Consider the following 26,074-nt stretch of genomic DNA (forward strand, 5'->3'; position numbering starts at 1 on the left):
TGTATCAATGTAACAATTAACACTGTATTAGTGATGTTAAGAGATTAAATGATCGACGTCTTGTTTTTCTTTATTAACTGTATTCATTGCCTTAGCATAAGCCTGGAATTTTTTCTTAAAGTTTTCTTGAGCTTTATTAAGCGCATTGTTTTTTTCGTCTACTTGAGATTGCGTTACTCCATCTTGTTTGACTAATTCAAATAAATCTTTTTCTTTACTTAATACATTTCTATAAGCCTTAGCATAGTCGTCATGTGTTTTATATTTGTTTTTTATAGCATCATCAAGTTGTTTAACTTCTTTTCTTTTATTATCATTTTTAATATCGTTAATATGAGAATCGCCTTTTTTAAATTGCTTTTCGGAATTTTTTAAAATTGAAACTTCCTTATCAAAGGTTTTTTCTCGTTTATCAATATTATCAAGTACATCGTCAGCTGCTTTACTACGTGTATTACTGTCATTACTATTTGCTTTTTTATACAAACCTTGTTTCTTTTCTTCAAGTGAATTTAGTTTTTTACTAACCTCATTTATAGATTGTTCTTTATCAAATGCTTTTTGAACATTATCGTCATAAGCTTTTACCTCTTTTTTATCAGTTGTACAACCAGCTAATAAAAGTGTAGAGGCAGCTGCAACAACTATGGTTTTACGTAATTTCATTAATGTCATTCCTCCTCATAGTGTTTCGATTGTAATATTATATAAAGATAGTTTATAAATCAAATGAAACTATATAATGTACGTAAATGTATATTATCTGTTATATTTTATATTATATAAGGAAGGTGTATAACATGTTAACAATGAAAGATATTATTAGAGATGGACATCCTACGTTACGCGAAAAAGCAAAAGACGTGAATTTACCTCTTTCTGAAGAAGACAAAAATACTTTGCGTGATATGCGTGAATTTTTAATTAATAGTCAAGATGATGAAATTGCTAAAAAATATGGTCTACGCTCTGGAGTAGGTTTAGCTGCACCACAAATTAATATTTCAAAAAAAATGATAGCTGTGTATTTACCTGACGATGGGGAAGGTAAATCTTACGACTATATGTTGGTCAATCCTAAAGTAATTAGTCATAGTGTTCAACACGCTTATTTACCTACTGGTGAGGGTTGTTTAAGTGTAGATGAAAATATACCTGGTTTAGTTCATCGTCATTATAGAACAACAATTAAAGCTTATGATATTGATGGTAATGAAGTTAAATTACGTTTAAAAGGTTATCCAGCAATTGTATTTCAACATGAAATTGATCATTTAAATGGTATTATGTTCTACGATTATATCGATAAAGATCATCCTCTTACTCCATTACCAGACTCAGTTGAAGTTTAATATTCAAGCCTAATGCATTTTTACATTATTGTAATAAATGTGTTAGGTTTTTCTTTTTTTATTCAATTTCCTCCTACTTTTACTACATATAAACTGCTTTATTTATTCTGATACATAAGGTAAAATAAAAATTAACTGAAATCATAGTAAATTACTATCTTTCAAAAAATGAACGACATGTATGATTTGCCTTTAAGCACAGTAAAATAAATATTAGTTTATATTAAAAATTTAAAATGCCTGTTATGTAGCATTCACGTTAGATGTGAAAATAAATAAACATGTATATTTTATTTATTTTCTACTTGTGCTCATAAGACAATAAATAAACATTTATTTAGGAGGAAATATATATCATGGCAGTATTTAAAGTATTTTTTCAACATAATAAAGACGAAGTAATTGTTCGTGAGAACACAAATACAATTTATGTTGAAGGTGAAACTGAAGAACAAGTAAGACGTTATTTAAAAGATCGCAATTATAATATCGAATTTATTACTAAATTAGAGGGCGCACATTTAGAATATGAAAAAGAACATTCTGATCACTTTAATGTGGAGAACGCTCAATAATGAAACAATTACATTCTAATGAAGTAGGTGTATATGCTCTAGGCGGCTTAGGTGAGGTTGGTAAAAACACTTATGCTGTGGAGTATAAAGATGAAATTGTTATCATCGATGCTGGAATTAAGTTCCCTGATGATAATTTATTAGGTATAGACTACGTTATTCCTGATTATACCTACTTAGAACAAAATCAAGATAAAATTGTTGGTTTATTTATTACTCATGGACATGAAGACCATATAGGTGGTGTGCCCTACCTATTAAAGCAAATTAATGTGCCTATTTATGGTGGCCCTTTAGCTTTAGGTTTAATACGCAATAAATTAGAAGAACACAATTTACTGCGTAATGCTAGTTTAAATGAAATTACAGAAGATAGTGTTATAAAATCTAAACATTTTGAAATTTCTTTTTACTTAACTACGCATAGTATCCCAGAAGCATATGGTGTTGTTATTGACACACCTGAAGGTAAAATTGTCCATACTGGTGACTTCAAATTTGATTTTACACCTGTTGGTGCGCCTGCTAATATCGCCAAAATGGCAGAGCTTGGTAAAGAAGGCGTATTATGCTTGTTATCTGACTCTACGAATGCGCTAGTTCCTGATTTCACATTAAGTGAACGTGAAGTTGGACAAAATGTCGATAAAATTTTCCGTAACTGTAAAGGTCGTATTATTTTCGCAACCTTTGCATCAAACATCTATCGTGTCCAACAAGCGGTGGAAGCAGCAATTAAATATAATCGTAAAATTGTAACTTTTGGCCGTTCAATGGAAAATAATATTAAGATTGGTATGGAGCTGGGTTATATCAAAGCACCCCCAGAAACATTTGTTGAGCCTAACAAAATTAATAATATTCCTAAACACGAGTTACTTATTTTATGCACTGGCTCTCAAGGTGAACCAATGGCTGCACTTTCACGTATCGCTAATGGTACACACAAACAAATTAAAATTATACCTGATGATACTGTAGTATTCAGTTCTTCTCCTATTCCAGGGAATACTAAAAGTATCAATCGTACAATTAACGCATTATATAAAGCTGGTGCTGATGTTATTCACAGTAAGATTTCTAACATTCATACATCAGGACATGGTTCCCAAGGCGACCAGCAGTTAATGCTTCGTTTAATTCAACCTAAATACTTCTTACCTATTCATGGTGAATATCGTATGCTAAAAGCTCATGGTCAAACAGGTATTGATTGTGGTGTTAAAGAAGAAAATGTCTTTATTTTTGATATTGGTGATGTGTTAGCTTTAACACACGATTCTGCGCGTAAAGCTGGTCGAATTCCATCTGGTAATGTATTAGTTGATGGAAGTGGCATCGGTGATATTGGTAATGTTGTCATTCGGGATCGTAAATTATTATCTGAAGAAGGATTGGTTATTGTTGTAGTAAGTATTGATTTTAATACAAATAAACTTCTTTCAGGTCCAGATATTATTTCACGTGGTTTTGTTTACATGCGTGAATCTGGCCAATTAATTTATGATGCACAACGAAAAATTAAAACGGATGTTATTTCAAAACTAAATTCAAATGATGATATTCAATGGCATCAAATTAAATCTTCAATCATTGAAACGTTACAGCCGTATTTATATGAAAAAACAGCTCGTCGTCCAATGATTTTACCAGTAATTATGAAAGTAAATGAAGAATAAACACACACGGTATTTCTTAAGAAATACCGTGTGTTTTACTATCTTACTATTTTTTTCTCAAAACGATTTAAATCATTATCGTGGCCGATCATTATCATAATATCTCCAATTTCAATATTCATGTTTGGATCTGGTGACACAATGATTTCTCGTCCTCTTTTTATTGCAATAATATTAATACCGAATTGTGCTCGAATATCTAAATCTCTGATTGTTTGACCAGTCAATTTTTCACTTACTTTTAACTCTACTAATGAATGCTCATCTGCGAGTTCAAGGTAGTCTAGTACACTTGCACTTGCTACATTATGTGCAATACGACGACCCATATCTCTTTCTGGATGTACCACAGTATCAGCACCAATTTTATTCAAAATCTTTGCATGATAATCGTTTTGTGCTTTGGCCGTAACTTTTTTAACACCTAATTCTTTCAATATTAAAGTTGTTAATGTACTAGATTGAATATTCTCACCTATTGCCACAATGACATGGTCAAAATTTCGTATACCTAAACTTTTCATTACCGCTTCATCTGTAGTGTCAGCTACAACAGCATGTGTCGCAATTTCACTATATTCATTTACTCGAGCTTCATCTCTATCAATAGCCATAACATCCATATCTAAAGCATTTAGCTCTCTTACAATACTTCCTCCAAAACGACCTAATCCTATCACTACATACTCTTTCTCCATGACTTCTGGAACTCCTATCTAAAAAATAAGAGCTAAAATGATAAGTTCATTTATATACTAGAAACTTATTCAAAGTTCTATAAATATAAATTACTCTCATTTTAGCTCCTCTCTTAATTTAAATTACTTTTTACCTTCCACATATTGTTTATCGAAAACGAATAATCTCAATAACAATATTAACGATGGAAGTAATAAAAGTAAACCTAAAATAAAGACGATTGTTAATGCTAAGCCCATTGATGAGTTTACACCTGAATCTGAAATTTTAATATATGGATAAAGAATATAAGGTAACTTACTCATACCGTATCCGTAAAAAGCGAAAGCCATTTGTAAAATTACCATAATAAATGCTAAACCATGATACTTTTTAATCATATTTAAAATTCCTGCAATTAAGAAGAAAATAAAACTAATTGCAAACATCCACCAATAATGCGTAATTGCATTATAAAAGTGATTAGAGTTTTGTATTCTTAATGATAAGAATACAAATAATGAAATAATAATCATCGGTGGACCCCAGAACATAAACCATTGACGCATAAATTTATAAGCTACTTTATCTTTTGCTTTAGAAGCATAATATGTTAAAAATCCTGATGATATATATAATACACTTACAATTGCTAAAAATACAACTGACCATGCGAAAGGACTTAATAGTAACTGTACCCAATCCAAATCAAAATGATTGCCTTGTTCATTAATGTATCCACCTTCTGAGATAGTCAATACAGTTGCGAGTGCTGCGGGTATTAAAAGTCCAGTAATACCATATAAAAATATCCAGGGCAGTTTATTATCTTGTCCATAATGTTCAAAAGCATAAAAACTACTTCTAATAGAAATAAGAATTAAAGCGATTGAACCAGGAACTAATAACACTGTCCCTAAATAAAGAGCTGAATCTGGGAAAAATCCTACAAAACCTACAAAGAAAAATACAAAAAATACATTTGTTACTTCCCATACAGGATTTAAATATCTTTCTATAAGATGATTAATCTTTTTTTCTTCTCCCGTTAATTTTGTATGCAAAGTTAAAAATCCAGCACCAAAATCAATAGACGCTACGATAATATAAAAAAATAGGAAAGTCCATAATACTGTAATACCTATGCCAGTATAATCCATTATTCTTGACCTCCAATCACTTTATCAATATCCTCGCGAGCTGGTTTATTTCTAAACATTCTCAATAATACATAGGCAGATGTAAAGAGAAGTACAAAATAAAGTAAACCGAATAGAATTGTTACTAACGTAATTCCTCCTGCCTGTGTAGCAGCTTGGCTAACACGCATGTAACCTCTAACAATCCATGGTTGACGTCCCATTTCAGTTAAGAACCAACCAAACTCTATAGCAAGCATTGAAGCAGGTCCTGTTAAAAGTACTGCATAAAGCATTACTTTTTTAGTTATAATAGGACGTAGTTTTTTTATCATTAATGCTAATATGAAAATGCCTGATACGATAAAACAAAAGATTCCCATCGATACCATTAAATCAAAGAAATAATGAACGATTAATGGAGGTAAATCATTTTTAGGAAATTCATTTAAACCTTTTACTTTAGTATTAATATTATTATCAGCTAAAAAGCTCAGTAATCCAGGAATTTTTATGGCTCCTGAAACTTCTTGTGTTTTTTCATTTAAGACACCAAAAAATACTAAATCTGCTTTAGAATGTGTATCAAAATGCCACTCGTAGGCGGCTAGTTTTTCTGGTTGTACTTTATGAAGAAACTTAGCAGACAAATCTCCAGCTAACATTGATAATAATGTTTGAATAAATCCAAGAATCATAGTCATTTTTAACGCTTTTTTATGATATGGCGCATCTTCACTATATTTATTTTTCAATAATTTAAATGCAGCGATTGCTGCCAAAATAAACGCCATCGTCATACCAGCTGTTGCAACAACATGAAATGCTCTAACTAAAAATGAAGAATTGAACATTGCTTCAAATGGTTGAACATTAACCATTTTGCCTTTTTTCATTTCAAAACCTGCTGGAGTATTCATAAATGAGTTCACTGAAGTAATAAAGAACGCTGAGAATGAACCACCAATAATAACAGGTAAACTAATTAAAAAATGTATCCATTGATTTTTAAAACGATTCCATGTATATAGATAAATACTTAAAAAGATTGCTTCAAAGAAGAAAGCAAATGTTTCCATAAAAAGAGGAAGCGCGATAACATGGCCACCCATTTTCATAAACGTAGGCCAAACAAGTGAAAGTTGTAATCCAATAATTGTTCCAGTTACAACTCCAACTGCAACTGTAATCGTATACCCTTTTGACCAACGTTTTGCTAATGCTATATATTTAGGATCTTTCTTTTTGATCCCTAAAAACTCTGCGATTGCAAACATTAATGGCATTCCTACTCCAATAGTAGCAAAAATAATATGAACGCCTAATGTCATCCCTGTCAAAAAACGACTAATTTCGACAGAATTCATACTTAACCACCTTTTCTATAATTTAAAATTAAAGCCTATAGATTTAAATTATATACCTAAACATTAGTAACTAAAATTTTTTTGTTTACTTTTTAATAGAGAATTTAAATGGAATTCACATAAAATTCACAATTTGCATTTTTTAATTACCTTATATATAGTAAGAAAAGTATAATTAAAAGGAGAATATGATTTATGTCTAAAATAATTATCTATACACAAGATGATTGTCCACCTTGTAATTTTTTAAAAAATTATTTAACGGAACATCATATTAATTTTATTGAAAAAAATATTAAGTATCCTTCTTATCGTAAGGAAATGTTAGAATATGATGCATTCTCTACACCATTTATCTTATTAAATGAGGAGCCTATGTATCATGTAGATTTAGAAAAAATTAACAAAATATTTGATATCCAACTGTAGTATATAAAAAAGAACCTGAGACATCATAAGTTGTCTCAGGTATTTTTAATATTATTTAGAAATGTGGTGAACAAGTTCTTTAACTTCATCTTGTGTTGCACAATTAATGGCACGATTTGCTAATTCTGTCATTTCGTTTTTACTTAAACCATTAATTTGTCTTCTAGCTTTAAGAATAGAGGTTGCACTCATAGAGAATTCATCTAATCCTAAACCTAATAATAATGGAATTGCTGTTTCATCGCCAGCCATTTCACCACACATACCAGTCCATTTACCTTCTTTATGAGAAGCTTCAATGACCTGTTTAACTAAACGTAAAATTGCTGGATTATATGGTTGATATAAATATGAAACACGTTCAGACATACGATCAGCTGCCATAGTATATTGAATTAAGTCATTAGTTCCTATACTAAAGAAATCTACTTCTTTAGCAAAGATATCAGCTAACGCAGCAGTAGAAGGAATCTCTACCATGATACCTACTTCGATATCATCAGCAACTTCTTGTCCTTCGCTAGTTAATTTATCTTTTTCTTCTAAAAGAATAGCTTTAGCATCTCTAAACTCTTTAATAGTAGCTACCATTGGGAACATAATATTTAATTTACCATAAGCAGATGCACGTAATAACGCACGTAATTGTGTTCTGAAGATGTCTTGTTGATCTAAGCACAAACGAATTGCACGATAACCTAAGAACGGATTCATTTCATTAGGTAAATTTAAATATGGTAATTCTTTATCTCCACCAATATCTAAAGTACGTACAACAACGCGTTTATCTTTCATAGTTTCTAAAACTTTTTTATACGCTTCAAATTGTTCGTCTTCAGTTGGCATTTGATCTCTACCCATATATAAAAATTCTGTTCTATAAAGACCAATTCCTTCAGCGCCATTTTCCATAACACCATATAAATCATCAGGTGTACCAATATTAGCAGCTAATTCTGCATGTTCACCGTCAACAGTTACAGTTTCAGCATCACGAAGTTTTTGTAATTCTTTTTTATCTTCAAAGAAACGCTCACGTTTATTTTGATAAGCAATGAATTCATCTTCAGTTGGATCGATGATAACGTCACCAGTAATACCGTCAACAATAACCATATCTCCTTGTTTTACTTCATGAGTAATCGATTTAGTACCCACCACGGCTGCAATTTCTAATGAACGGCTCATAATTGCAGAATGACTTGTACGGCCACCAATATTTGTAACAAAACCTTGAACAAACTCTTTGTTTAATTGTGCAGTATCAGATGGTGTTAAATCGTTTCCTATAATAACTACACTTTCATCAATCATACTAGGATTTGGTAACTCCACACCTAAAAGATGAGCAAGTACACGCTTAGAAACGTCACGAATATCTGCTGCACGTTCTCTCATATATTCATTATCCATAGATTCAAAAATAGTAATAAATTGAGTCGTAACTTCATTTAATGCTTCTGGAGCATTTACTTTCTCATTCTCAATTTTATCTTCAATTGGCTGAATTAATTCTGGGTCATCAAGTACAAGTAAATGTGCATCAAAAATAGCAGCTTTATCTGCACCTAATGATTTTTCAGCATTATTTCTAATTTTTGTTAATTCAATTTTGGAAGCTTCTAAAGCATTTCTGAACTTTTTAATTTCAGCATCAGTATCAGTAATGTTCTCATTCGTAAATGATAAATCAGGTTCTACCAGTAAATATGCTTTGGCAATTGCAACTCCATCAGAAGCTGCAATACCTTTAATTAATTTAGACATAATTACTCTGTTAAACCTTCTTTTGATAAAACTTCACTGATCGCTTGAATTGCGTCTTGTTCATCGCTTCCATCAGCATAGATAGTGATTTCAGCATCTTTACCTACACCTAAACTCATAACGCCCATAATTGATTTTAAATTGACTTTTTTACCGTTATATTCTAATTGAATATCTGAATCAAATTTAGATGCTGTTTGCACTAGCATTGTAGCTGGACGTGCATGAATTCCAGTTTCGTCAACAATTACATATGATTTTTGTTCCATAATCTATTTCTCCTCCGTAAGTTAGAAAATTAAATTTCTTATTATCTAACATAAAAATTTATACCCTAACACTACCAAAATATATAACTGAATTCAATTCTTATATAATTGAATTATTATAGAAAAATACACTTATGTTAGCAAAGTAGCAATCATTATATAAGTAATCAAACAAAGTTTGATTACTTATAATAGGTATAGCTTTATGTCAGTCAATTTTCTAATATTATATATAAATTTCTTCGCTTTTATTATACTACATTTTTAAAAAATTAAATAATATCACGTAAAACTTTTTCACATTTTTTTATATGATCTTGACCTAATTTATTCATAAAGTAGTAACTAATTGAAGCTGAAACAGCTTGCCCCACTACTGGGAACCATTTTGTTTGTTTTGCTGCTGTACGCTTAGCAACATCTCTAATAATTAATTTCAAAGCACCACTAGTTACTTTTTCACCAATCATTGAACTACCTTGAATTGCTGCTGCTGATAAAATACGTTCTTTAACATCTTCACCAAGAGAATTGACTTGTTTTTGATCAAGACCGTAAATTTTATTAATATCTTCAATAATATCTTTCATCAATTTGATATCTACACCAAAGTCTAATCCTGGAATTGGCACAACACTCATCCCTGAAGATAATAAAGATTTTTTCTTAACGACTGCTTTAGCTTTTTCTCTGCGTTGTGCAATTTCTTCTTCGTTTTTAGGTAAGATATCTTTTTCGTTAATTTCTTCTATATCTAAGACTTTTTTACCAACTTTATCAGTAACTCCATTTGTAATTTTATGAATAATCCCCATTTACTAACTCACCTTTCGTTTTTCATAATATTTTCAACATACATGTAATACCCTATTTCAGTACTTTAATGCTTAATATTTATGAATACAGCTTTTAAATATTTAGAAGGTTTATAATGTGGATGTGTTTTAAAGTCTTTTGGTAATCCCATGACTTCTTCTATTTCATATTCTACGTTAGCTTGTTCCAATGTTTTCTTAATTACATTTTTAAATGCTTTTAAAGAAAAAGCACTTGAATTTGTACATAGCAACAATGTACCATCTGGTGCTAAAACATCTAAAGCACCATTAATTAAATCATCATAATTTTTTTGTACTGAAAAAGTTTTCTTTTTATTACGCGCAAAACTAGGCGGATCAATAACTATTGTGTCATATTGTTTTCCATGACGTGCTGCATAATTATAAAAATCAAATGTATCCATAACATAGATATATTGACTTTTAGGATCTACACCATTTAACCCAAAATTTTCTTCGGTTAATGTACGAGAACGATTAGCTAAATCTACACTTGTTGTAACTTTAGCATTTTTAGATGCTACTACTGAAAACGCGCCCGTATAACTAAATAGATTTAAAACACTTCTATTTTCGGCAAAATAATCACGTAATTTTTTACGAACTTCTTTTTGATCTAAAAATATTCCTGTCATCAATCCATCGTTTAAATCAACATTGTAAAATGTAAAATTTTCTTCAATAACTATTGGAAATTCTGGAGTTTTTCCAAGTACATGTCCCCCTGTATACTCCGTATCTTTAAAGCGCATTTTTTCAAAAACAGATTCAAATTTAAATACTTTTTTTATTGCTTCAATAATTATATAACGAAACTTGTAAATTCCTTTTGAATACCATTGAATAAGTAAATGTCCATTATAATTATCAATAGTTAAGCCTCCAACGCCATCTCCCTCAGCATTAAATAGTCTAAAAGCATTAGTTCCTTCTATATTGTAGTAATACTCTCTTTCTTCTAGCGCTTTTTTAAATAAATTTTCAAAGAAAGTAATATTGATATCTTCTTCTTGGCTATATGTGATTACCCATCCTAAGCCTTTATGTTGACGTCCTACATAAGCTGTTGCTATGTATTGGTTATTTTCAGTAACTATATTAAACAAGTCACCTTCTTTTAAATGATCATGTTGAAAAATATCTTCTTCTTCAACTAAAGGATATTGATTTAAATATTTAGTTTCTTTGCCTTTATTTAAAGTTGCTATTTTCATTTTAATTTCTCCTATTTTAATTTTTTTAACGAATCTGTTGTGATTTACTCTACTATTTTAACAAATTTAAAATTCTTCACCTAAATATTAAATTAAAAAAAGAAGTGGAACAATGAATTCAAAAATGAATTCTATTCCACTCCCTTACTCAGATTATGGTTTTTCTTTTAATTGCAACGAAAATGCTATAATTACAGGTATTAACATAATAATTAATGTAGGTGTTATAAATATTGAAAGTAATAGACCATGAATCATTATATTAATAAATTCAGTAAGCAATTTGAAAAATAGAATACTAATCATAAACAACTGTAAATAGTAAAATTTGCCTCTTAAAAAATGAGTAAATGTCGTAGCAATGTAAATGATAATAATAAAGAGTAATATTAACAATGTAATCCATTCAATCACGTATTGAGTTTGTGATAATTCCCATTCTCCAGATACAAATAGAGCATTTCTGTTATTAAATTCTATAAATGTAAATAAGAATAAGATAAACCCACAGAAAATTTCCACATATGCTGGTTTAATCCATTTAGGACGTCTCATCCACTTAGGAATATCATCTTCTTCTATATCTACAATATTTTTAAATTTACTTTTAAATTTATCGCGTTTAGATCTAATTTTATCTAAATCTACACTTCTTCTTGTCTTATGTGCATATTCTGATGTTTTATCTTGAAGTTGTTTAAAATGAACTTTTGATTGAGTCGAAACGTTTCCTTTTTGAGTTCTTGATAATTCAGGCTCTTCTTCCCCTAATTCTTCTTTTGTTAAAGGTAACGCACGGCGTAAGAATAAGAAATTCCAAATTGCCGCTTGAGCTAATAACCACATAATGATGAAGAATGTATTTACACTTAAAATATCAATAGGCTCAATCTCATTTGCATCGATTTTGCCATACAATGACATTTGAGTAATCAAGTAACTTATTCCATATGAAATAATAATCCATAAATAATGAACTTTTCTATTTTCTTGATACAATTCATCTTTATAAACGATATATCCTGTATGAATCACAAATGGAATAACGAATATAATTGCCCAAAAACCATATACTTGAGTCATCAATGTAATTGTAATGAGGAAGTATAAAATACCAATGACTAAAAAGAAAATTGAGATGTCGTAATCGTATTTGGTTGTTCTAAATAACGTATATCCAATCAATATGACTAGAATACCAAATAGAATAATTATGACTGCACTTACAACTGGAAAGTTGCCTATGAATCTACTCATCACTCTAATTATTTCACTAAAAAATGCATTAAGAAAGTCCCATATATTATGTATTTTTAAGTCAATTTTATCTTTATTTTTTAGTTTATGAATTAAAGGCAAATTGATCAAGATAATGAGACCTGTGAAGAGTGAAACGATACCGATCAAGTAACTATAGATAATCTCGGCGTGTTTCTTAAGAAAAGACATACAGTTCACCTCAAAATTAATTATATATGAACTTTCTATTCTTGTCTTTAATAAAAAATAAAATACTTCTCTAGACTGAGATTAAGTTTATCCTTTTATTAATTGGGTATATTAATTTTGTAAAGTAATTTATGAAAAAGGAGAGTTGTCCTATGACACATGAAGATGCAAAAAAAGCAAAAGAATATGAAGAAAAATTAAAAGAACAAAAAGAAGAAAAAACTGATGATATTGAACAAACTAAACAAGACGTTCAAAATACATTAGACTAATTTTCTTATTTATGTCATCATTAATAGTAATTAATGAATAAGCCTGAGACATACAAGTTGTCTCAGGTATTTTTAATATATTGGCTATCGATGACTGAGTTGGAAATAAATTGTCCTACTTTTATTCAATTATTTTTAGAACTAATTACATTTCACTTATTAAATATGTAAACTGTTTAATTATAATTTATTTTTAATTAAATATAGATTAAAAGCATCTTGACATCTACTATTAAAAGTCATACATTTAAAATAAATAAAATATAAATGCACTAGGGGTGTATAGCACTGAGATGAGGCTTAACCTCAAACCCTTTGAACCTGATCTAGTTAAATACTAGCGTAGGAAAGTGTTAACTTAAATAAATCATGTTTTTAATAATCAATAGCATTTTTATTTAAATTTACGCACAACTTTTCTACGAAGGGTTGTGCGTTTTTTTAGGAGGAACTATTTTATGTCTAAAGGTTTAAAGCTTTCAGAAATTCTAGTTACTGTGCTGATTGCTGTTATTTTTGCAATCATTTATAACTTATGGTGGTTGCCATATAATTTAGCTCAAGTAGCTGGTATACATCTAGAACAACTTACATACGGTATTTGGTTTATGGCTGCTATTGTAGCTTACTTAATTATTCCTAAACCAGGTATTGCATTAATTGCTGAATTTGCTGCTGGTGCAGGTGAAACTATTGTTATGGGGAAATTTGATATTCCTACTATAGTATATGCAATTTTACAAGGTCTAGCATGTGAAGTTGTGTTTGCTATCTTTAAATACAAATCACGTTCTTTAATGGTAGCAATGTTAGCTGGTTTAGTAACAGCATTAGTATCTTTCCCTGTAGATTATTTTTATGGCTATCTAAACGAAGTTGCGGGTTGGAACTTACTACTTTTCATCATTTTCCGTGCTATTAGTGGTATTGTACTGTCTGGTATACTCTCTTATTTAATTGTAAAAGCCTTAGATCAAACTGGAGTAACTAAATTATTCCGTCCTGCCTCTCAAAAAGATTACGACAACTTATAAGGGGAAATGATTGTGTTAAAAGTCAAAAATTTACGTCTAAAATATCCAAATGGTGATCGAAAAATTTTCGATAATCTAAATATAGAAATTAAAGATAAAGAAAAAGTGCTTTTACTAGGTCCTTCAGGATCTGGTAAAAGCACATTACTTAATGTACTGAGTGGTATTGTTCCTAATCTTATAGAATTACCGATGAAATATGATGAACTAGACATTGACCCTAATTCAGGGGTTATTTTTCAAGACCCAGATACACAATTTTGTATGCCAAAAGTTTACGAAGAATTAGCTTTCGTCTTAGAAAATCAACAAGTGCCAAGAGAAGACATGGATGAACAAATTAAAAAAGCACTTGCGTCAGTAGATTTAGATGTAGATAATTCAACTTTCGTAAATAATTTAAGTGGTGGCATGAAACAAAAACTTGCTATCGTCGAAACCATTTTACAGAAAGCTGATACACTCTTTTTAGATGAACCTACAGCTATGTTAGATGTACAAGCAACTGCTGACTTATGGCAACGACTCATTCAATTATGGACTGATCAAACGGTATTAATTGTAGAACATAAAGTGGAACATATTTGGCATCATGTAGATCGAGTCATATTAATGAACTATGATGGAGAAATTATAGCTGATAATACACCTGAATACATACTCAAACATTGTGAATCGTTACTTACTGAATTTGGCGTATGGCACCCTCATGCATGGGATTATGCACCTATACGAACAGATTTAACACCACAGACTTCTAAAACACTTTTTAAATTTCAAAACGGACAAATAATTCGCAGTAAAAATACACTATTTGAAGTTCCAGAACTAAATATTCATCCTGGAGAATGGATTACAATTACTGGAAAAAATGGAGCTGGCAAAACTACTTTACTTGAATCTATGATGCAATTAGTGAAATACAACGGTACAATGTTTTATGAGAACCGATTACTGAAGAAAATTAAAGATGCTGCTCAAAATATGTATCTTGTATACCAAAATCCTGAACTTCAGTTTATTACTAATTCAGTTTATGACGAAATTAATATTCATTATAATCATCTTGATAAAGCAAAATCGAAAGAAGAAACTGAACATCTTTTGAAACTTTTACATTTAGAAAAAGTTAAACATCATCATCCTTTTGAAATATCTACAGGTCAGAAACGCCGATTGAGCGTAGCAACTGCTTTAAGTTCAAAAGCTGAAATTGTTTTATTAGATGAGCCAACATTTGGACTTGATAGTCATAATACATTTCAATTGATTAAGCTGTTTGAAGAACGTGTAAAACAAGGACAAACTATCGTAATGGTGACGCATGACCCTGAAATTATTCATCGTTATCCAACACGTCGACTTGTCGTAGAAAATCATAAGCTTTTAGAAATGGCAGGTGAATCAAATGTTTGAACGTTGGAAAAAGCGTCATACACTTGTAGATGATGTAAACATTATTACGAAATTAATTCTTGGAGTTTTATTATTTATTTTTATCATTTTTGTGCATAATTTTGATTATATGATTTATATTACTTTATTGATGTTTATATTTTTATTATCTTTTAATGGTACAGCTTTTAAAGTCATTGCTGCATTTTTATCAGCAACCATTCTCTTTGCCTTGCTATCATCATTATTCATGATTTTATATGGTGATGGTACACATATGTTATTTGAATGGGGAATTATTCATATTAGTACTGAGAGCATTGTAAGAGGTCTTCACTTATCTTTAAGAACAATTACAGTTTCAATGTTTGGTGTGTTGATTGCATTAACATCACAAATTGTAATGATTTTCTATAGTTTAATGCAACATTTAAAAGTAAAACCTAAAATCGCTTATGCATTTATGGCTGCTATTCGTATGGTACCACTTATTTTCACATCATTTATCCAATTAAGACGTTCTTTAAAAATGCGTTACCAAATGATTGATGCTTCCAATTATCGTGGATTTAAACGTATAAAACACTTACTTATTCCAGTCTTAAGCCAAAACATACGTCGTGCACATCAATTATCAGTAGCTATGGAATCAAAAGGATTTAAAGATGGCCCACGTACCTATTATTATAAAGCACCTTTCTCATACAAAGATATTCTTTTTATTGGTATGACAATTGCTTTACTTATTATTGCTTTTTATTTATCTCAATATTTTCCAATCACTGGTATTAAAGATGCTCGTGTTTCAGAAATGTTAGAGTAATATATAACATAAGACAAACTAAAGTAAAGATTGAGTTCAAAGATAAAAGCAGTTTCAAAAACACAGTAAATTCATCTTGCTAGTATATTAAGCCCTAGCATTATAAAATACCCATAGATGAATGTCATCTATGGGCTATTATTTTTAGTTTATTTGAGCGCTTTATTTCCAATATCTTTACGATAAAATAGTTGATCACTCTTAATTTTTTCTACATTTCCATAAGCATCTTTTTGTGCTTGTTGAATAGTTTTTCCTTTTCCAATGGCTAATACAACTCGTCCGCCAGATGTAAGAAATGTATCATTTTCTTTTTTCAAACCACTAACGAAATAATGGTTATTTACTTCAAAGCCTGAAACCTCTGCACCTTTCTCATATGACCCAGGATAGCCTTTCGAAGCAAGCATTACTCCTACCACATAATCGTCAATCCATTGAAAACGAATAGGTTCTTTACGGTCTAGAGCAACAATTTGTGCCATCAAGTCACTTTCTAGACGACTTAACAATACTTGCGCTTCTGGATCACCAAATCGTGCATTAAATTCAATAACTTTAGGACCTTCTTTAGTTAAAATTGCACCTATATAAAGTAAACCAAAATAGTCATAACCCTCTTCTTTTAACGCTCTAGCAATTGGTTGAGCAATATCTTTGTTTGTACGCTCTAAAACGTCATTTGAAATATGGGGAACAGGACAATAAGCGCCCATCCCACCAGTATTAGGACCTTCATCATTATCATAGGCACGTTTATGATCTTGAGCAATACAGTCAAAAGGAACTGCATAATCCCCATTAATAAATGTCATTAATGAAAATTCTTCTCCTTCAAGAAATTGTTCAAAGACAACTTTTCCATCTTCTTGTGGATATAGCACTTCTACCGCTTCAATTGCTTCATCTCGTGTATTAGCAATAATTACGCCTTTACCAGCAGCTAGCCCATCCTTTTTGACTACAATAGGTAATTCGCATTCATTTACATAATTAAGTGCCTCAGTTTTATTGTCTATTTCTTTATAATCAGCAGTTGGAATATCATATTTTTCCATTAACCTTTTAGCAAAAGATTTAGAACCTTCAATTTGGGCTGCTTCTTTGTTAGGACCAAAAACTTTAACATGATTGTCTCTCAATTTATTAGATAAACCATCTATCAATGGTTGTTCTGGACCAATAATCACCCATTCTATGTGATGTTGTTGGACAAATTGTAAAATAGCCTCATGATCAGTTTCAGCAATTTCAGTGTGTACTTCGGCTAAATGAGTCATTGCATCATTTCCAGGAATAGCATAAAGTTTTTCAATAAGTGGCGACTGATGTAATTTTGATACTAATGCATGTTCACGACCGCCTGCACCTATAACTAAAACATTCATTTCTTTTCTCCCTCTATTCTCTCAATTATTTTAAATTAGTGTTTAAAATGACGCATACCAGTAGTAACCATAGCAATACCATGTTTGTTAGCCATATCAATCGAATCTTGGTCTTTAATTGAACCGCCTGGTTGAATAATAGCTTTAATACCATGTTTTGCAGCAAGTTCAACAGTATCATCCATTGGGAAGAATCCATCAGAAATCATTACTACATTGTCATTTATTTCAATTGCGCGCTCTAAAGCAATCTTAGCTGCTCCTACTCTATTCATTTGTCCTGCACCAATTCCAACTGTCTGTTTATTATTACTTAAAATGATCGCATTACTTTTCACTGATGGAATAACTTTCCATCCTAGAAGCATTGCCTCCCACTGAGCATCGGTAGGTTCAACGTCTGTAACAACTTTCATTTCCTCTTTAGACACTTCATAATTATCTTTATCTTGAACCAAATATCCACCTGAGACTGAAACAAATTCTTCTTCACGATTATCAATTGTCATATCAATTTCTAATAAGCGAATATTTTTCTTTTGAGTTAAAATATCTAAAGCTTCTTTATCAAATTTTGGTGCAATGACAACTTCTAAGAAAATAGAGTGTAACGTTTCGGCTAAATCTTTGGTAACAGTTCTATTTAGTGCAATAATCCCCCCAAAGATAGACTGATTATCTGCATCATACGCATTTTTAAATGCGATTTCAATATCAGTGCCAATACCTACACCACATGGATTCATATGTTTAACTGCAACGGCAGCTGGTTCTTTAAATTTTTTCACTAATGCTAATGCTGAATCTGCATCTTTAATATTATTAAAACTCAATGCCTTACCATGCAGTTGTTTAGCACCAGCAATAGTATGTTTACTATTAGAAGTACGAACAAAACGTGCTGATTGTTGAGGATTCTCACCATATCTTAATTCTTCACTATCTCCTTTGAAGAAACTTACAATTGCATGATCATATTCATTTGTATGTTCAAATACTTTAATCATTAATGACTTACGGTATGATTCATCTAGTCGATGTTCCTTAATTCGTTGAATGACTTCATTATAATCAGATGGATGGACAATAGTTGTTACATGTTTAAAATTTTTGGCTGCAGCACGTAACATGGTTGGACCACCAATATCGATATTTTCAATTGCATCATCTTCAGTTACATCTGGATTAGCTACAGTTTGTTGGAAAGGATATAAGTTGACCACAACCATATCAATTAAATCAATGTGTTGTTCTGATAATTGTTCTAAATGTTCAGGTTTATTACGATCTGCTAAAATACCACCGTGTACTGCTGGATGTAACGTTTTTACGCGACCATCCATAATTTCAGGGAATTGCGTCAACTCTGATACAGATTTAACAGTTACATTTGCTTCTTCTAAAGCACGTTTTGTACCGCCTGTTGAATACAATTCATAATCTAATTGCGTTAATGATTTAGCAAATTCCACAATTCCACTTTTATTTGAAACACTAATAATTGCTTTTTTCATGATTAACTATGCTCCTTATTTAATAACTTTAGCTATTACACTTGGATAAAGTTCATATTCTAATTGTTTCACACGTTCTTCTAACGTTTCTTTTGTATCGTCCGGGTTTATATCACATTTTCGTTGTTCAATTATTTCTCCCGTATCCATTCCACTATCTACATAGTGAACTGTTGAACCTGTTTCCTTATCGCCACTATTAAATGCTTGACCAATTGCATCTTTCCCCTTGTACTTTGGTAATAATGAAGGATGAATATTCAATATTTTACCTTCATAAGCATTTAATAAGTCTGGTCCCACTAATCTCATATAACCTGCTAAGATAATCCACTCCACTTCTTCACTATGAAGAAGTTGAATTAATTTTTGTTCATATTCTCCTTTGTTTTCAAAGTCTTTAGGTTCATTAATATGAACCATCACTTTCAACTGTTTTGCACGCTCAATGCAATAAGCATCGTGATGATCTGTATACAAAGAAGTAATTTCTATATTATTAAGCTGCCCCTTATCAACTTTAGATACAATATTTTCGAAGTTACTTCCTGATCCAGAGGCAAATATAGCCACCTTAGTCATATCTATACCCCCTCAAGATAAATCGGTGCATCATTACTTTTAACAATTTCCCCTATTTGATATGCAGCAATATCTTGTTCTTTTAAGACATCAAGTGTTTTATATACATCTTCTTTATTTACAATGACAGTATAGCCTATGCCCATATTAAAAACGTTATACATTTCACTCGTTTCAATGTCAGCTTGTTGTTGTAACCATTCAAATACTTTTGGTGTTGGGAAGGATTGTGTATCAATTTTAGCTGCTAAGCCTTTAGGTAAGCCTCTAGGTATATTTTCATAAAATCCACCACCAGTAATATGATTCATGCCTTTGATTTTAACTTTTTCTTTTAAAGTTAAAATAGGTTTCACATACAATTGAGTCGGAGCTAAAAATATATCAAGATAAGTACTTCCATCAAATGAATCATTCAAATTAATTCCAGATTCTTCAATTAACTTTCTCACTAAACTATATCCATTAGAATGAATACCATTAGAAGCTAAACCAATGATAATTTGTCCTTCTTCTACTTCAGATCCATCAATATATTCATCTTTTTCGACTGCTCCTACAGCAAAACCTGCTAAGTCATATTCTCCTTCGTGATACATTTCACCCATTTCGGCTGTTTCCCCACCAATAAGAGCAGTATGAGTAGCTTCACAACCATCACTAACACCTTTTACAATTTGCTCTATCACTTCCGGAACAACTTTATTTGTTGCTATATAATCTAAAAAATATAGTGGTTCTGCGCCCGTTGTAAGAATATCATTTACACACATGGCAACTGCATCAATACCAATCGTGTCATGCTTATTATGATCAATGGCAAGCTTTAATTTTGTTCCTACGCCATCTGTACCAGAGACTAATACTGGTGTTTTCATATTAAGCTGGGATAAATCAAAAGTCGCACCAAATCCACCTAATCCACCAAGTACTTCTTTACGCATTGTACGTTGAACATGACTAGACATTCTTTCTACCGCTTCATAACCTGCATGAATATCAACACCTGATTGTTCATAAGCTTTAGACATGTATATTTCCCTCTCTATCAAAATAATGTTTATGATTATCAATATATTCTTTTTGACGTGTACTTAAATTATTTAAATAGTTTTCTTCATAGTCAAATAGACCTGCTGGATAATCTCCTGTAAAACTTTCTACACATAACCCACTATAGGGTGCATCAAAATCTAATCCAATTGATTCGATAAGACCCTCAACACTTAAATATGCAAGAGAATCTGCGCCAATATACTCACAAATTTCTTCTGGAGATTTATTAGCAGAAATCAATTCAGCAGTCGTAGACACATCAATTCCATAAAAGCTAGGGAACATAAATTCTGGAGAAGCTATACGTACATGTATTTTATTTGCTCCAGCATCTTTAAGCATTCTGACAATACGTTTACTTGTTGTTCCTCTTACAATAGAATCATCAACTAAAATAATGTCTTTACCTTCTACAATATCTTTCACTGCCGATAGCTTAACGCGCACCCCTTGTTCACGTAATTCTTGTGTAGGTTGAATAAAAGTTCGTGCGACATATTGGTTTTTTACAAGCCCCATTTCATAAGGTAATTGAATCTCTTCAGCATAGCCACTAGCTGCAGATAATGATGAATTTGGAACACCGATAACCATATCTGCTTGAGCCGGACTTTCTTGAGCTAATTTTTTACCAGAAACTTTACGAACTGCATGCACATTTTTTCCAGCAATGGTTGAATCTGGACGCGCAAAGTAAATATATTCCATTGCTGAAATCGCTGTGTTAGTATGACTTGTATATGATTTTACTTCAATACCATTATGATTAATGACAACATACTCTCCAGCATGAATATCTTGAACATATTCTGCTCCTAGCACATCTATGGCACATGTTTCACTAGCCAAAATGTATGTTCCATCTTGCATCTTACCAACTACTAGAGGACGAATCGCATTTGGATCAACAGCACCATACAAAGCGTCTTTAGTCAATATTGCAAAAGTAAATCCGCCTTTAATTTGTCGTAAGCTTTCTTTTAGCGCCTCTTCAAATGTAGGAGCTTTACTACGACGAATTAAATGCATAATCACTTCAGTATCAGAAGATGAGTGAAAAATGGCGCCATGTTTTTCAAGGTATTGTCTTAAAGTTTGTGCATTAATTAAATTACCATTATGACAAATTGCGACACTCATATCGTAGAAATGATATAAAAATGGTTGAATGTTTTCGATACCTTTATTTCCTGATGTCGCATAACGAACATGTCCAATAGCATGGTTGCCATCTTTTAGTTTATTAAGTTGTGGTTCTTTAATGGCTTCAGTAAGTAAGCCTAAACCACGTTCACCCTTTAGAGTATCTTCATCAGAAACTACAATCCCTGCACCTTCTTGCCCTCTATGTTGTAAACTATGCAATCCCATATAAGTTAACTGAGCTGCTTCTGAATGATTCCAAATGCCAAAGACACCGCATTCTTCGTTTAATCCACTGTAGTTAAACATTCTGAAATAGCTCCTTCCCAAATTGCTTTAATATCTGAGACTTTTTCTGTAATTGTAGATGTAGTATTAGATACTTTAAATTCATCAACATCTGTTAATTCACCAATTTTAATAGCTCCATCGACATCAAGTGTTTGTCCTTCTTTGACTGCAACGACATAACGTCCTTGTGTTTCACTAAATAATTGTGCATCAGAGAGTTCTACTTTTGCTTCTAATCCTAAATTATAATAAGCACTTATTTTAGCAAGCGTAATAAGTAAACCGCCTTTACCTACAGTTTGTACATGAGAAGCAATTCCATTTCTAATAGATGTTTTTATTGCTTCGCCTTTTGCCACTTCATCACCTAAATCAATTTCTTCATACTCATGATTGACTTTACTATATAAAAGTTTTTCAATTTGACTTCCACCAAAGTCATTTCTTGTTTCCCCTACAAGATATAATGTATGTCCTGTTTCTGGATGAAAATCATTTAAATATTGAATATCTTCAATGAGTCCTACCATTCCTACTACTGGTGTAGGGAAAATAGAAGTTCCTCTAGTTTCGTTATATAAAGAAACGTTTCCTGATACTACTGGGGTTTTTAATACTTCACAAGCTTCTGCCATCCCTTTTGTAGAATCAATCAATTGTTGATAAATGTCTTTCTTTTCTGGAGAACCATAATTTAAACAGTCTGTCATAGCTAATGGTGTTGCGCCTACAGCAATTAAATTTCTATAAGCTTCTGCCACAACCATTTTTCCACCTTCGTAAGGTTGATTAAATACATATCGAGCTTCACCATCAATGGTTGAAGCAATAGCTTTATTTGTTCCTTCAACTCTTACTACAGATGATTGTAGTCCAGGTTTAATAATGGTATTAGCACCTACTTGTTGATCGTATTGCTCATATAAATAATGTTTTGAAGCAATTGTTGGATGCTTTAATAATTTCTTAAATACATCTTGTACATTGATCTCACTATAATCATTTTTTGAGGTATTATATTCTTTTTCTTCACCTTCTAAAATATAGACAGGTGCTTCATCAGCTAGTGCATCAACAGGAATATCTGCATATACTTCATCTTCGTATTTAAGAACGAAGCGGTCAGTATTCGTTACTTCACCAATTACTGCACTATCAAGTTCATGTTTATCAAATAAGTCCAAGAATTTTTGTTCTGTTCCCTTTTCAACAACAAGTAACATTCTTTCTTGGGTTTCAGATAACATCATTTCATATGGTGAGATTCCTGGTTCACGTGTTGGGACTTGATCTAAGTGCAGTACTAATCCACTACCGCCTTTAGCAGCCATTTCTGATGAAGAAGAGGTAAGACCTGCTGCTCCCATATCTTGGATACCTACAAGTTCATCAAAAGTGATTGCTTCAAGTGTGGCTTCCATTAATTTTTTACCTACAAAAGGGTCACCAATTTGTACTGAAGGTCGTTTACTTTCACTTTCTTCAGTTAATTCTTCAGATGCAAATGTGGCACCATGAATACCATCGCGTCCAGTTTTAAGGCCTACATAAATGACTGAATTTCCTTCACCTTTAGCAGTACCTTTTTGTACCATATCATGATCGATAACACCTACACACATTGCATTGACAAGTGGATTTCCATCGTAACGTTCATCGAATTCGATTTCTCCTGCTGTAGTTGGTATACCAATACAATTACCGTAACCACCAATACCACGGACAACGCCTTTTAATAAACGTTGATTTTGTTTTACTGATAATTCACCGAATCGCAAACTATTTAGTAGGTTAATGGGTCTTGCTCCAATCGATACAATATCTCTGATGATACCTCCTACACCAGTAGCTGCACCTTGATAAGGTTCGATTGCTGAAGGATGATTGTGAGATTCTACTTTGAAAACCACCGCTTGATTATCACCAATATCTACAACTCCAGCACCTTCGCCTGGTCCCATAAGAACATGCTCACCAGTTGTCGGGAATTGCTTTAAGAAAGGTTTAGAATGTTTATAAGAGCAATGTTCACTCCACATGACTGAGAAAATACCTACTTCTGTAAAGTTAGGCTCTCTTCCTAAAATTTCACGTACCTTATTATATTCTTCATCACTTAAACCCATGTCTTGATATAGTTTTTCAAGTTTAATTTCTTCAATACTAGGTTCGATAAACTTAGACATTTTGTTCCCTCCAACTATTTACCATTGCTTCGAATAATTTGACACCACTGTCTGTACCAAGAAGTGTTTCAAGTGCTCTTTCAGGATGAGGCATCATTCCACATACATTGCCTGCTTTATTTACAATACCTGCAATATGTTCATGAGACCCATTCGGGTTATCTTCATATGTTAAAATAATTTGATTATTTTCAACTAATTCATTGTACATATCATCTGTACAATAATAATGTCCTTCTCCATGTGCTACAGGATAAACAACAATTTCATTTTCTCCATATAAATTAGTAAAAGGAGTTTGATTATTAACAACTTTCAGTTTTTCATTTCTACTAATAAATAGATGTGAATCATTATGTAATAAGGCGCCGGGTAATAGTCCTATCTCAGTTAAAATCTGGAATCCATTACATACACCTAAAACGGGCTTACCTTCACTGGCAAAACGTTTCACTTCGCTAATAATTGGAGCGACACTTGCCATAGCCCCCGAACGTAAATAGTCACCAAATGAAAAACCACCTGGAATTAATACCCCGTCAAAACCATTTAAAGATGTTTCACGATAATCTACATATTCAGCTTCTGCACCTGTTTTAATAGCTGCATTATACATATCTCTATCACAGTTAGATCCTGGAAAAACGAGAACTGCAAATTTCATATTATGCATTCTCCTTTTCATCAACAATTTTATAACTATATTCTTCAATAACCGTATTAGCAAATAACTTTTCGCTTAATGTCGTAATAATATTATTTACTGCTTCATCTGTAGCTTCATCAACAGTCATATATAATACTTTACCTACTCTAATGTCATTAACTTGTTTATAACCTAAGTCATGCACAGCGCGATTTAATGCTTGACCTTGTGTATCTAATACCTGTGGTTGTAATGTAATGTGAAGTTCAATTGTTTTCATTATTTTAGTTCCTCCAATTTATCCAAAAATGTTTGATACGTATCTATTAAAGAACCAGTATCGTTTCTATATACATCTTTATCGAAATTCGTATCTGAGTATTTATCCCAAATACGACAAGTATCTGGTGAAATTTCATCCGCTAATAAAATATCACCATTTTCTGTTTTTCCAAATTCAACTTTAAAATCTACTAATCTTAAATCCATTTCATTCATTAATTGAATTAATACTTTATTAATATTTTTAGCCATATCTTTTAATGTTTTAATTTCCTCATCATTAGCAATATGAAGTAATTTGACATGATCATCAGTAATCAAAGGATCATTTAAATCGTCATTTTTATAAAAGAACTCTACAAGTGGTTCATCAAATACGTGGCCTTTTTCAAAACCTAAACGTTTCGTAATAGAACCTGTTGCGATATTTCTTACAACTACTTCTAATGGTATAATCTTTACTTCTTTAACTAATTGCTCAGTTTCAGAAAGCTGTTTAATAAAATGACTTTCAATACCATGTTTATTTAAATATTCAAAAATAATTGAAGTAATTCGATTATTTAAACGTCCCTTCCCTTGCATCTTATCCTTTTTAGCGCCGTTACCTGCTGTGACTTCATCTTTGTATTCAACTCTCAACTGATGTACTGTTTCTGTTGAAAATACTCTTTTCGCTTTACCTTCATAACGTAATGACATTGA

Annotated in this window: 26 protein-coding genes and 1 riboswitch; of the genes, 8 read left to right on the plus strand and 18 right to left on the minus strand. The window is 31.5% G+C overall.

Annotation, left to right across the window (positions count from 1 at the left end; translation table 11 throughout):
• Positions 1 to 36 precede the first annotated feature (36 nt).
• Complete coding sequence (locus tag BDW25_RS02775; protein WP_002448147.1) at positions 37 to 666, minus strand: YkyA family protein; 630 nt, start codon at positions 664 to 666, stop codon at positions 37 to 39.
• Between the two features lie 134 nt (positions 667 to 800).
• On the opposite strand from BDW25_RS02775, the gene def reads away from it, so the two are divergent.
• The 3 genes from def to rnjA all read left to right on the plus strand — a co-directional run bounded on the left by def (position 801) and on the right by rnjA (position 3,606).
• Entirely contained in the window at positions 801 to 1,352 is a 552-nt protein-coding gene (gene def, locus BDW25_RS02780) for a peptide deformylase (RefSeq protein WP_002448106.1), read from the plus strand.
• 356 nt (positions 1,353 to 1,708) lie between these two features.
• Positions 1,709 to 1,927: a DNA-dependent RNA polymerase subunit epsilon gene (locus BDW25_RS02785; RefSeq protein WP_002448185.1), complete on the plus strand. Its 219-nt coding sequence runs from the start codon at positions 1,709 to 1,711 to the stop codon at positions 1,925 to 1,927.
• Positions 1,927 to 3,606: a ribonuclease J1 gene (gene rnjA / locus BDW25_RS02790; protein WP_133944779.1), complete on the plus strand. Its 1,680-nt coding sequence runs from the start codon at positions 1,927 to 1,929 to the stop codon at positions 3,604 to 3,606. Before BDW25_RS02785 ends, rnjA begins: the two co-directional genes overlap by 1 nt.
• 38 nt (positions 3,607 to 3,644) lie before the next feature.
• Here the strand turns inward: rnjA and BDW25_RS02795 are convergent, their stop codons facing one another.
• The 3 genes from BDW25_RS02795 to BDW25_RS02805 all read right to left on the minus strand — a co-directional run bounded on the left by BDW25_RS02795 (position 3,645) and on the right by BDW25_RS02805 (position 6,790).
• Positions 3,645 to 4,304, minus strand: coding sequence for a potassium channel family protein (locus BDW25_RS02795; RefSeq protein WP_002448135.1), 660 nt, complete (start codon positions 4,302 to 4,304; stop codon positions 3,645 to 3,647).
• 123 nt (positions 4,305 to 4,427) lie between these two features.
• Positions 4,428 to 5,444 carry a cytochrome d ubiquinol oxidase subunit II gene (locus BDW25_RS02800; RefSeq protein WP_002448141.1) on the minus strand — a complete coding sequence of 339 codons (1,017 nt, stop codon included), beginning with the start codon at positions 5,442 to 5,444 and terminating at the stop codon, positions 4,428 to 4,430.
• On the minus strand, positions 5,444 to 6,790 hold the full coding sequence (locus tag BDW25_RS02805) for a cytochrome ubiquinol oxidase subunit I (protein ID WP_002448254.1): 1,347 nt from the start codon (positions 6,788 to 6,790) through the stop codon (positions 5,444 to 5,446). Before BDW25_RS02805 ends, BDW25_RS02800 begins: the two co-directional genes overlap by 1 nt.
• A gap of 195 nt (positions 6,791 to 6,985) precedes the next feature.
• Here BDW25_RS02805 and BDW25_RS02810 point away from each other — a divergent pair, with 195 nt between their 5' ends.
• Positions 6,986 to 7,219, plus strand: coding sequence for a glutaredoxin family protein (locus BDW25_RS02810; protein WP_133944781.1), 234 nt, complete (start codon positions 6,986 to 6,988; stop codon positions 7,217 to 7,219).
• Between the two features lie 51 nt (positions 7,220 to 7,270).
• Here BDW25_RS02810 and ptsP read toward each other — a convergent pair whose 3' ends face one another.
• The 5 genes from ptsP to auxA form a co-directional block, all read right to left on the minus strand.
• Positions 7,271 to 8,986 (minus strand): phosphoenolpyruvate--protein phosphotransferase, encoded by a 1,716-nt coding sequence (gene ptsP, locus BDW25_RS02815; RefSeq protein ID WP_133944783.1) that lies wholly within the window; start codon positions 8,984 to 8,986, stop codon positions 7,271 to 7,273.
• A gap of 2 nt (positions 8,987 to 8,988) precedes the next feature.
• Positions 8,989 to 9,255 carry a phosphocarrier protein HPr gene (locus tag BDW25_RS02820; RefSeq protein WP_002448249.1) on the minus strand — a complete coding sequence of 89 codons (267 nt, stop codon included), beginning with the start codon at positions 9,253 to 9,255 and terminating at the stop codon, positions 8,989 to 8,991.
• 272 nt (positions 9,256 to 9,527) lie between these two features.
• Positions 9,528 to 10,070: a DUF697 domain-containing protein gene (locus BDW25_RS02825; protein WP_133944785.1), complete on the minus strand. Its 543-nt coding sequence runs from the start codon at positions 10,068 to 10,070 to the stop codon at positions 9,528 to 9,530.
• Positions 10,071 to 10,135: 65 nt separating this feature from the next.
• Positions 10,136 to 11,308, minus strand: coding sequence for a class I SAM-dependent rRNA methyltransferase (locus BDW25_RS02830; protein ID WP_002448169.1), 1,173 nt, complete (start codon positions 11,306 to 11,308; stop codon positions 10,136 to 10,138).
• A 153-nt stretch (positions 11,309 to 11,461) separates the two neighbouring features.
• Positions 11,462 to 12,757: a lipoteichoic acid stability factor AuxA gene (gene auxA / locus BDW25_RS02835; RefSeq protein WP_002455501.1), complete on the minus strand. Its 1,296-nt coding sequence runs from the start codon at positions 12,755 to 12,757 to the stop codon at positions 11,462 to 11,464.
• Positions 12,758 to 12,909: 152 nt separating this feature from the next.
• Here auxA and graF point away from each other — a divergent pair, with 152 nt between their 5' ends.
• The 4 genes from graF to BDW25_RS02855 all read left to right on the plus strand — a co-directional run bounded on the left by graF (position 12,910) and on the right by BDW25_RS02855 (position 16,281).
• Positions 12,910 to 13,029: a glycopeptide resistance-associated protein GraF gene (gene graF / locus BDW25_RS10945; RefSeq protein WP_002448238.1), complete on the plus strand. Its 120-nt coding sequence runs from the start codon at positions 12,910 to 12,912 to the stop codon at positions 13,027 to 13,029.
• Between the two features lie 264 nt (positions 13,030 to 13,293).
• Positions 13,294 to 13,395, plus strand: a riboswitch (TPP riboswitch).
• Positions 13,396 to 13,487: 92 nt separating this feature from the next.
• The gene (locus BDW25_RS02845; protein WP_002448226.1) at positions 13,488 to 14,063 is read left to right on the plus strand and encodes an ECF transporter S component; all 576 of its coding nucleotides are present in this window, start codon (positions 13,488 to 13,490) and stop codon (positions 14,061 to 14,063) included.
• A 12-nt stretch (positions 14,064 to 14,075) separates the two neighbouring features.
• Entirely contained in the window at positions 14,076 to 15,479 is a 1,404-nt protein-coding gene (locus BDW25_RS02850) for an ABC transporter ATP-binding protein (protein ID WP_002488357.1), read from the plus strand.
• The gene (locus tag BDW25_RS02855; protein ID WP_002448247.1) at positions 15,472 to 16,281 is read left to right on the plus strand and encodes an energy-coupling factor transporter transmembrane component T family protein; all 810 of its coding nucleotides are present in this window, start codon (positions 15,472 to 15,474) and stop codon (positions 16,279 to 16,281) included. Before BDW25_RS02850 ends, BDW25_RS02855 begins: the two co-directional genes overlap by 8 nt.
• Positions 16,282 to 16,430: 149 nt before the next feature.
• Here BDW25_RS02855 and purD read toward each other — a convergent pair whose 3' ends face one another.
• The 9 genes from purD to purC are packed head-to-tail and all read right to left on the minus strand — an operon-like array spanning position 16,431 to position 26,071.
• Entirely contained in the window at positions 16,431 to 17,669 is a 1,239-nt protein-coding gene (gene purD / locus BDW25_RS02860) for a phosphoribosylamine--glycine ligase (protein ID WP_002448142.1), read from the minus strand.
• A 35-nt stretch (positions 17,670 to 17,704) separates the two neighbouring features.
• Positions 17,705 to 19,183 (minus strand): bifunctional phosphoribosylaminoimidazolecarboxamide formyltransferase/IMP cyclohydrolase, encoded by a 1,479-nt coding sequence (gene purH / locus BDW25_RS02865; protein WP_002448055.1) that lies wholly within the window; start codon positions 19,181 to 19,183, stop codon positions 17,705 to 17,707.
• Positions 19,184 to 19,198: 15 nt separating this feature from the next.
• Positions 19,199 to 19,765: a phosphoribosylglycinamide formyltransferase gene (purN, locus tag BDW25_RS02870; protein ID WP_002448123.1), complete on the minus strand. Its 567-nt coding sequence runs from the start codon at positions 19,763 to 19,765 to the stop codon at positions 19,199 to 19,201.
• Between the two features lie 2 nt (positions 19,766 to 19,767).
• Positions 19,768 to 20,796, minus strand: coding sequence for a phosphoribosylformylglycinamidine cyclo-ligase (gene purM / locus BDW25_RS02875; protein WP_002455504.1), 1,029 nt, complete (start codon positions 20,794 to 20,796; stop codon positions 19,768 to 19,770).
• On the minus strand, positions 20,789 to 22,273 hold the full coding sequence (gene purF / locus BDW25_RS02880; RefSeq protein ID WP_002455505.1) for an amidophosphoribosyltransferase: 1,485 nt from the start codon (positions 22,271 to 22,273) through the stop codon (positions 20,789 to 20,791). The genes purM and purF overlap by 8 nt, the downstream gene beginning before the upstream one ends.
• The gene (purL, locus tag BDW25_RS02885; RefSeq protein ID WP_002448158.1) at positions 22,252 to 24,441 is read right to left on the minus strand and encodes a phosphoribosylformylglycinamidine synthase subunit PurL; all 2,190 of its coding nucleotides are present in this window, start codon (positions 24,439 to 24,441) and stop codon (positions 22,252 to 22,254) included. Before purL ends, purF begins: the two co-directional genes overlap by 22 nt.
• Complete coding sequence (gene purQ / locus BDW25_RS02890) at positions 24,434 to 25,105, minus strand: phosphoribosylformylglycinamidine synthase subunit PurQ (RefSeq protein WP_002455506.1); 672 nt, start codon at positions 25,103 to 25,105, stop codon at positions 24,434 to 24,436. The genes purL and purQ overlap by 8 nt, the downstream gene beginning before the upstream one ends.
• 1 nt (position 25,106) lies before the next feature.
• Positions 25,107 to 25,367, minus strand: coding sequence for a phosphoribosylformylglycinamidine synthase subunit PurS (gene purS, locus BDW25_RS02895; RefSeq protein WP_002448160.1), 261 nt, complete (start codon positions 25,365 to 25,367; stop codon positions 25,107 to 25,109).
• Positions 25,367 to 26,071: a phosphoribosylaminoimidazolesuccinocarboxamide synthase gene (gene purC, locus BDW25_RS02900; protein WP_002448194.1), complete on the minus strand. Its 705-nt coding sequence runs from the start codon at positions 26,069 to 26,071 to the stop codon at positions 25,367 to 25,369. Before purC ends, purS begins: the two co-directional genes overlap by 1 nt.
• Positions 26,072 to 26,074: the final 3 nt, after the last annotated feature.

Source organism: Staphylococcus sp. AtDRG32, from assembly GCF_004365845.1.
Classification (GTDB): domain Bacteria; phylum Bacillota; class Bacilli; order Staphylococcales; family Staphylococcaceae; genus Staphylococcus; species Staphylococcus hominis.

Excerpts from the sequence above, each read along its gene's own strand:
- BDW25_RS02775 (WP_002448147.1), bottom strand. The coding sequence starts at position 666 with ATGAAATTACGTAAAACCATAGTTGTTGCAGCTGCCTCTACACTTTTA.
- def (WP_002448106.1), top strand. The coding sequence starts at position 801 with ATGTTAACAATGAAAGATATTATTAGAGATGGACATCCTACGTTACGC.
- BDW25_RS02785 (WP_002448185.1), top strand. The coding sequence starts at position 1,709 with ATGGCAGTATTTAAAGTATTTTTTCAACATAATAAAGACGAAGTAATT.
- rnjA (WP_133944779.1), top strand. The coding sequence starts at position 1,927 with ATGAAACAATTACATTCTAATGAAGTAGGTGTATATGCTCTAGGCGGC.
- BDW25_RS02795 (WP_002448135.1), bottom strand. The coding sequence starts at position 4,304 with ATGGAGAAAGAGTATGTAGTGATAGGATTAGGTCGTTTTGGAGGAAGT.
- BDW25_RS02800 (WP_002448141.1), bottom strand. The coding sequence starts at position 5,444 with ATGGATTATACTGGCATAGGTATTACAGTATTATGGACTTTCCTATTT.
- BDW25_RS02805 (WP_002448254.1), bottom strand. The coding sequence starts at position 6,790 with ATGAATTCTGTCGAAATTAGTCGTTTTTTGACAGGGATGACATTAGGC.
- BDW25_RS02810 (WP_133944781.1), top strand. The coding sequence starts at position 6,986 with ATGTCTAAAATAATTATCTATACACAAGATGATTGTCCACCTTGTAAT.
- ptsP (WP_133944783.1), bottom strand. The coding sequence starts at position 8,986 with ATGTCTAAATTAATTAAAGGTATTGCAGCTTCTGATGGAGTTGCAATT.
- BDW25_RS02820 (WP_002448249.1), bottom strand. The coding sequence starts at position 9,255 with ATGGAACAAAAATCATATGTAATTGTTGACGAAACTGGAATTCATGCA.
- BDW25_RS02825 (WP_133944785.1), bottom strand. The coding sequence starts at position 10,070 with ATGGGGATTATTCATAAAATTACAAATGGAGTTACTGATAAAGTTGGT.
- BDW25_RS02830 (WP_002448169.1), bottom strand. The coding sequence starts at position 11,308 with ATGAAAATAGCAACTTTAAATAAAGGCAAAGAAACTAAATATTTAAAT.
- auxA (WP_002455501.1), bottom strand. The coding sequence starts at position 12,757 with ATGTCTTTTCTTAAGAAACACGCCGAGATTATCTATAGTTACTTGATC.
- graF (WP_002448238.1), top strand. The coding sequence starts at position 12,910 with ATGACACATGAAGATGCAAAAAAAGCAAAAGAATATGAAGAAAAATTA.
- BDW25_RS02845 (WP_002448226.1), top strand. The coding sequence starts at position 13,488 with ATGTCTAAAGGTTTAAAGCTTTCAGAAATTCTAGTTACTGTGCTGATT.
- BDW25_RS02855 (WP_002448247.1), top strand. The coding sequence starts at position 15,472 with ATGTTTGAACGTTGGAAAAAGCGTCATACACTTGTAGATGATGTAAAC.
- purD (WP_002448142.1), bottom strand. The coding sequence starts at position 17,669 with ATGAATGTTTTAGTTATAGGTGCAGGCGGTCGTGAACATGCATTAGTA.
- purH (WP_002448055.1), bottom strand. The coding sequence starts at position 19,183 with ATGAAAAAAGCAATTATTAGTGTTTCAAATAAAAGTGGAATTGTGGAA.
- purN (WP_002448123.1), bottom strand. The coding sequence starts at position 19,765 with ATGACTAAGGTGGCTATATTTGCCTCTGGATCAGGAAGTAACTTCGAA.
- purM (WP_002455504.1), bottom strand. The coding sequence starts at position 20,796 with ATGTCTAAAGCTTATGAACAATCAGGTGTTGATATTCATGCAGGTTAT.
- purF (WP_002455505.1), bottom strand. The coding sequence starts at position 22,273 with ATGTTTAACTACAGTGGATTAAACGAAGAATGCGGTGTCTTTGGCATT.
- purL (WP_002448158.1), bottom strand. The coding sequence starts at position 24,441 with ATGTCTAAGTTTATCGAACCTAGTATTGAAGAAATTAAACTTGAAAAA.
- purQ (WP_002455506.1), bottom strand. The coding sequence starts at position 25,105 with ATGAAATTTGCAGTTCTCGTTTTTCCAGGATCTAACTGTGATAGAGAT.
- purS (WP_002448160.1), bottom strand. The coding sequence starts at position 25,367 with ATGAAAACAATTGAACTTCACATTACATTACAACCACAGGTATTAGAT.
- purC (WP_002448194.1), bottom strand. The coding sequence starts at position 26,071 with ATGTCATTACGTTATGAAGGTAAAGCGAAAAGAGTATTTTCAACAGAA.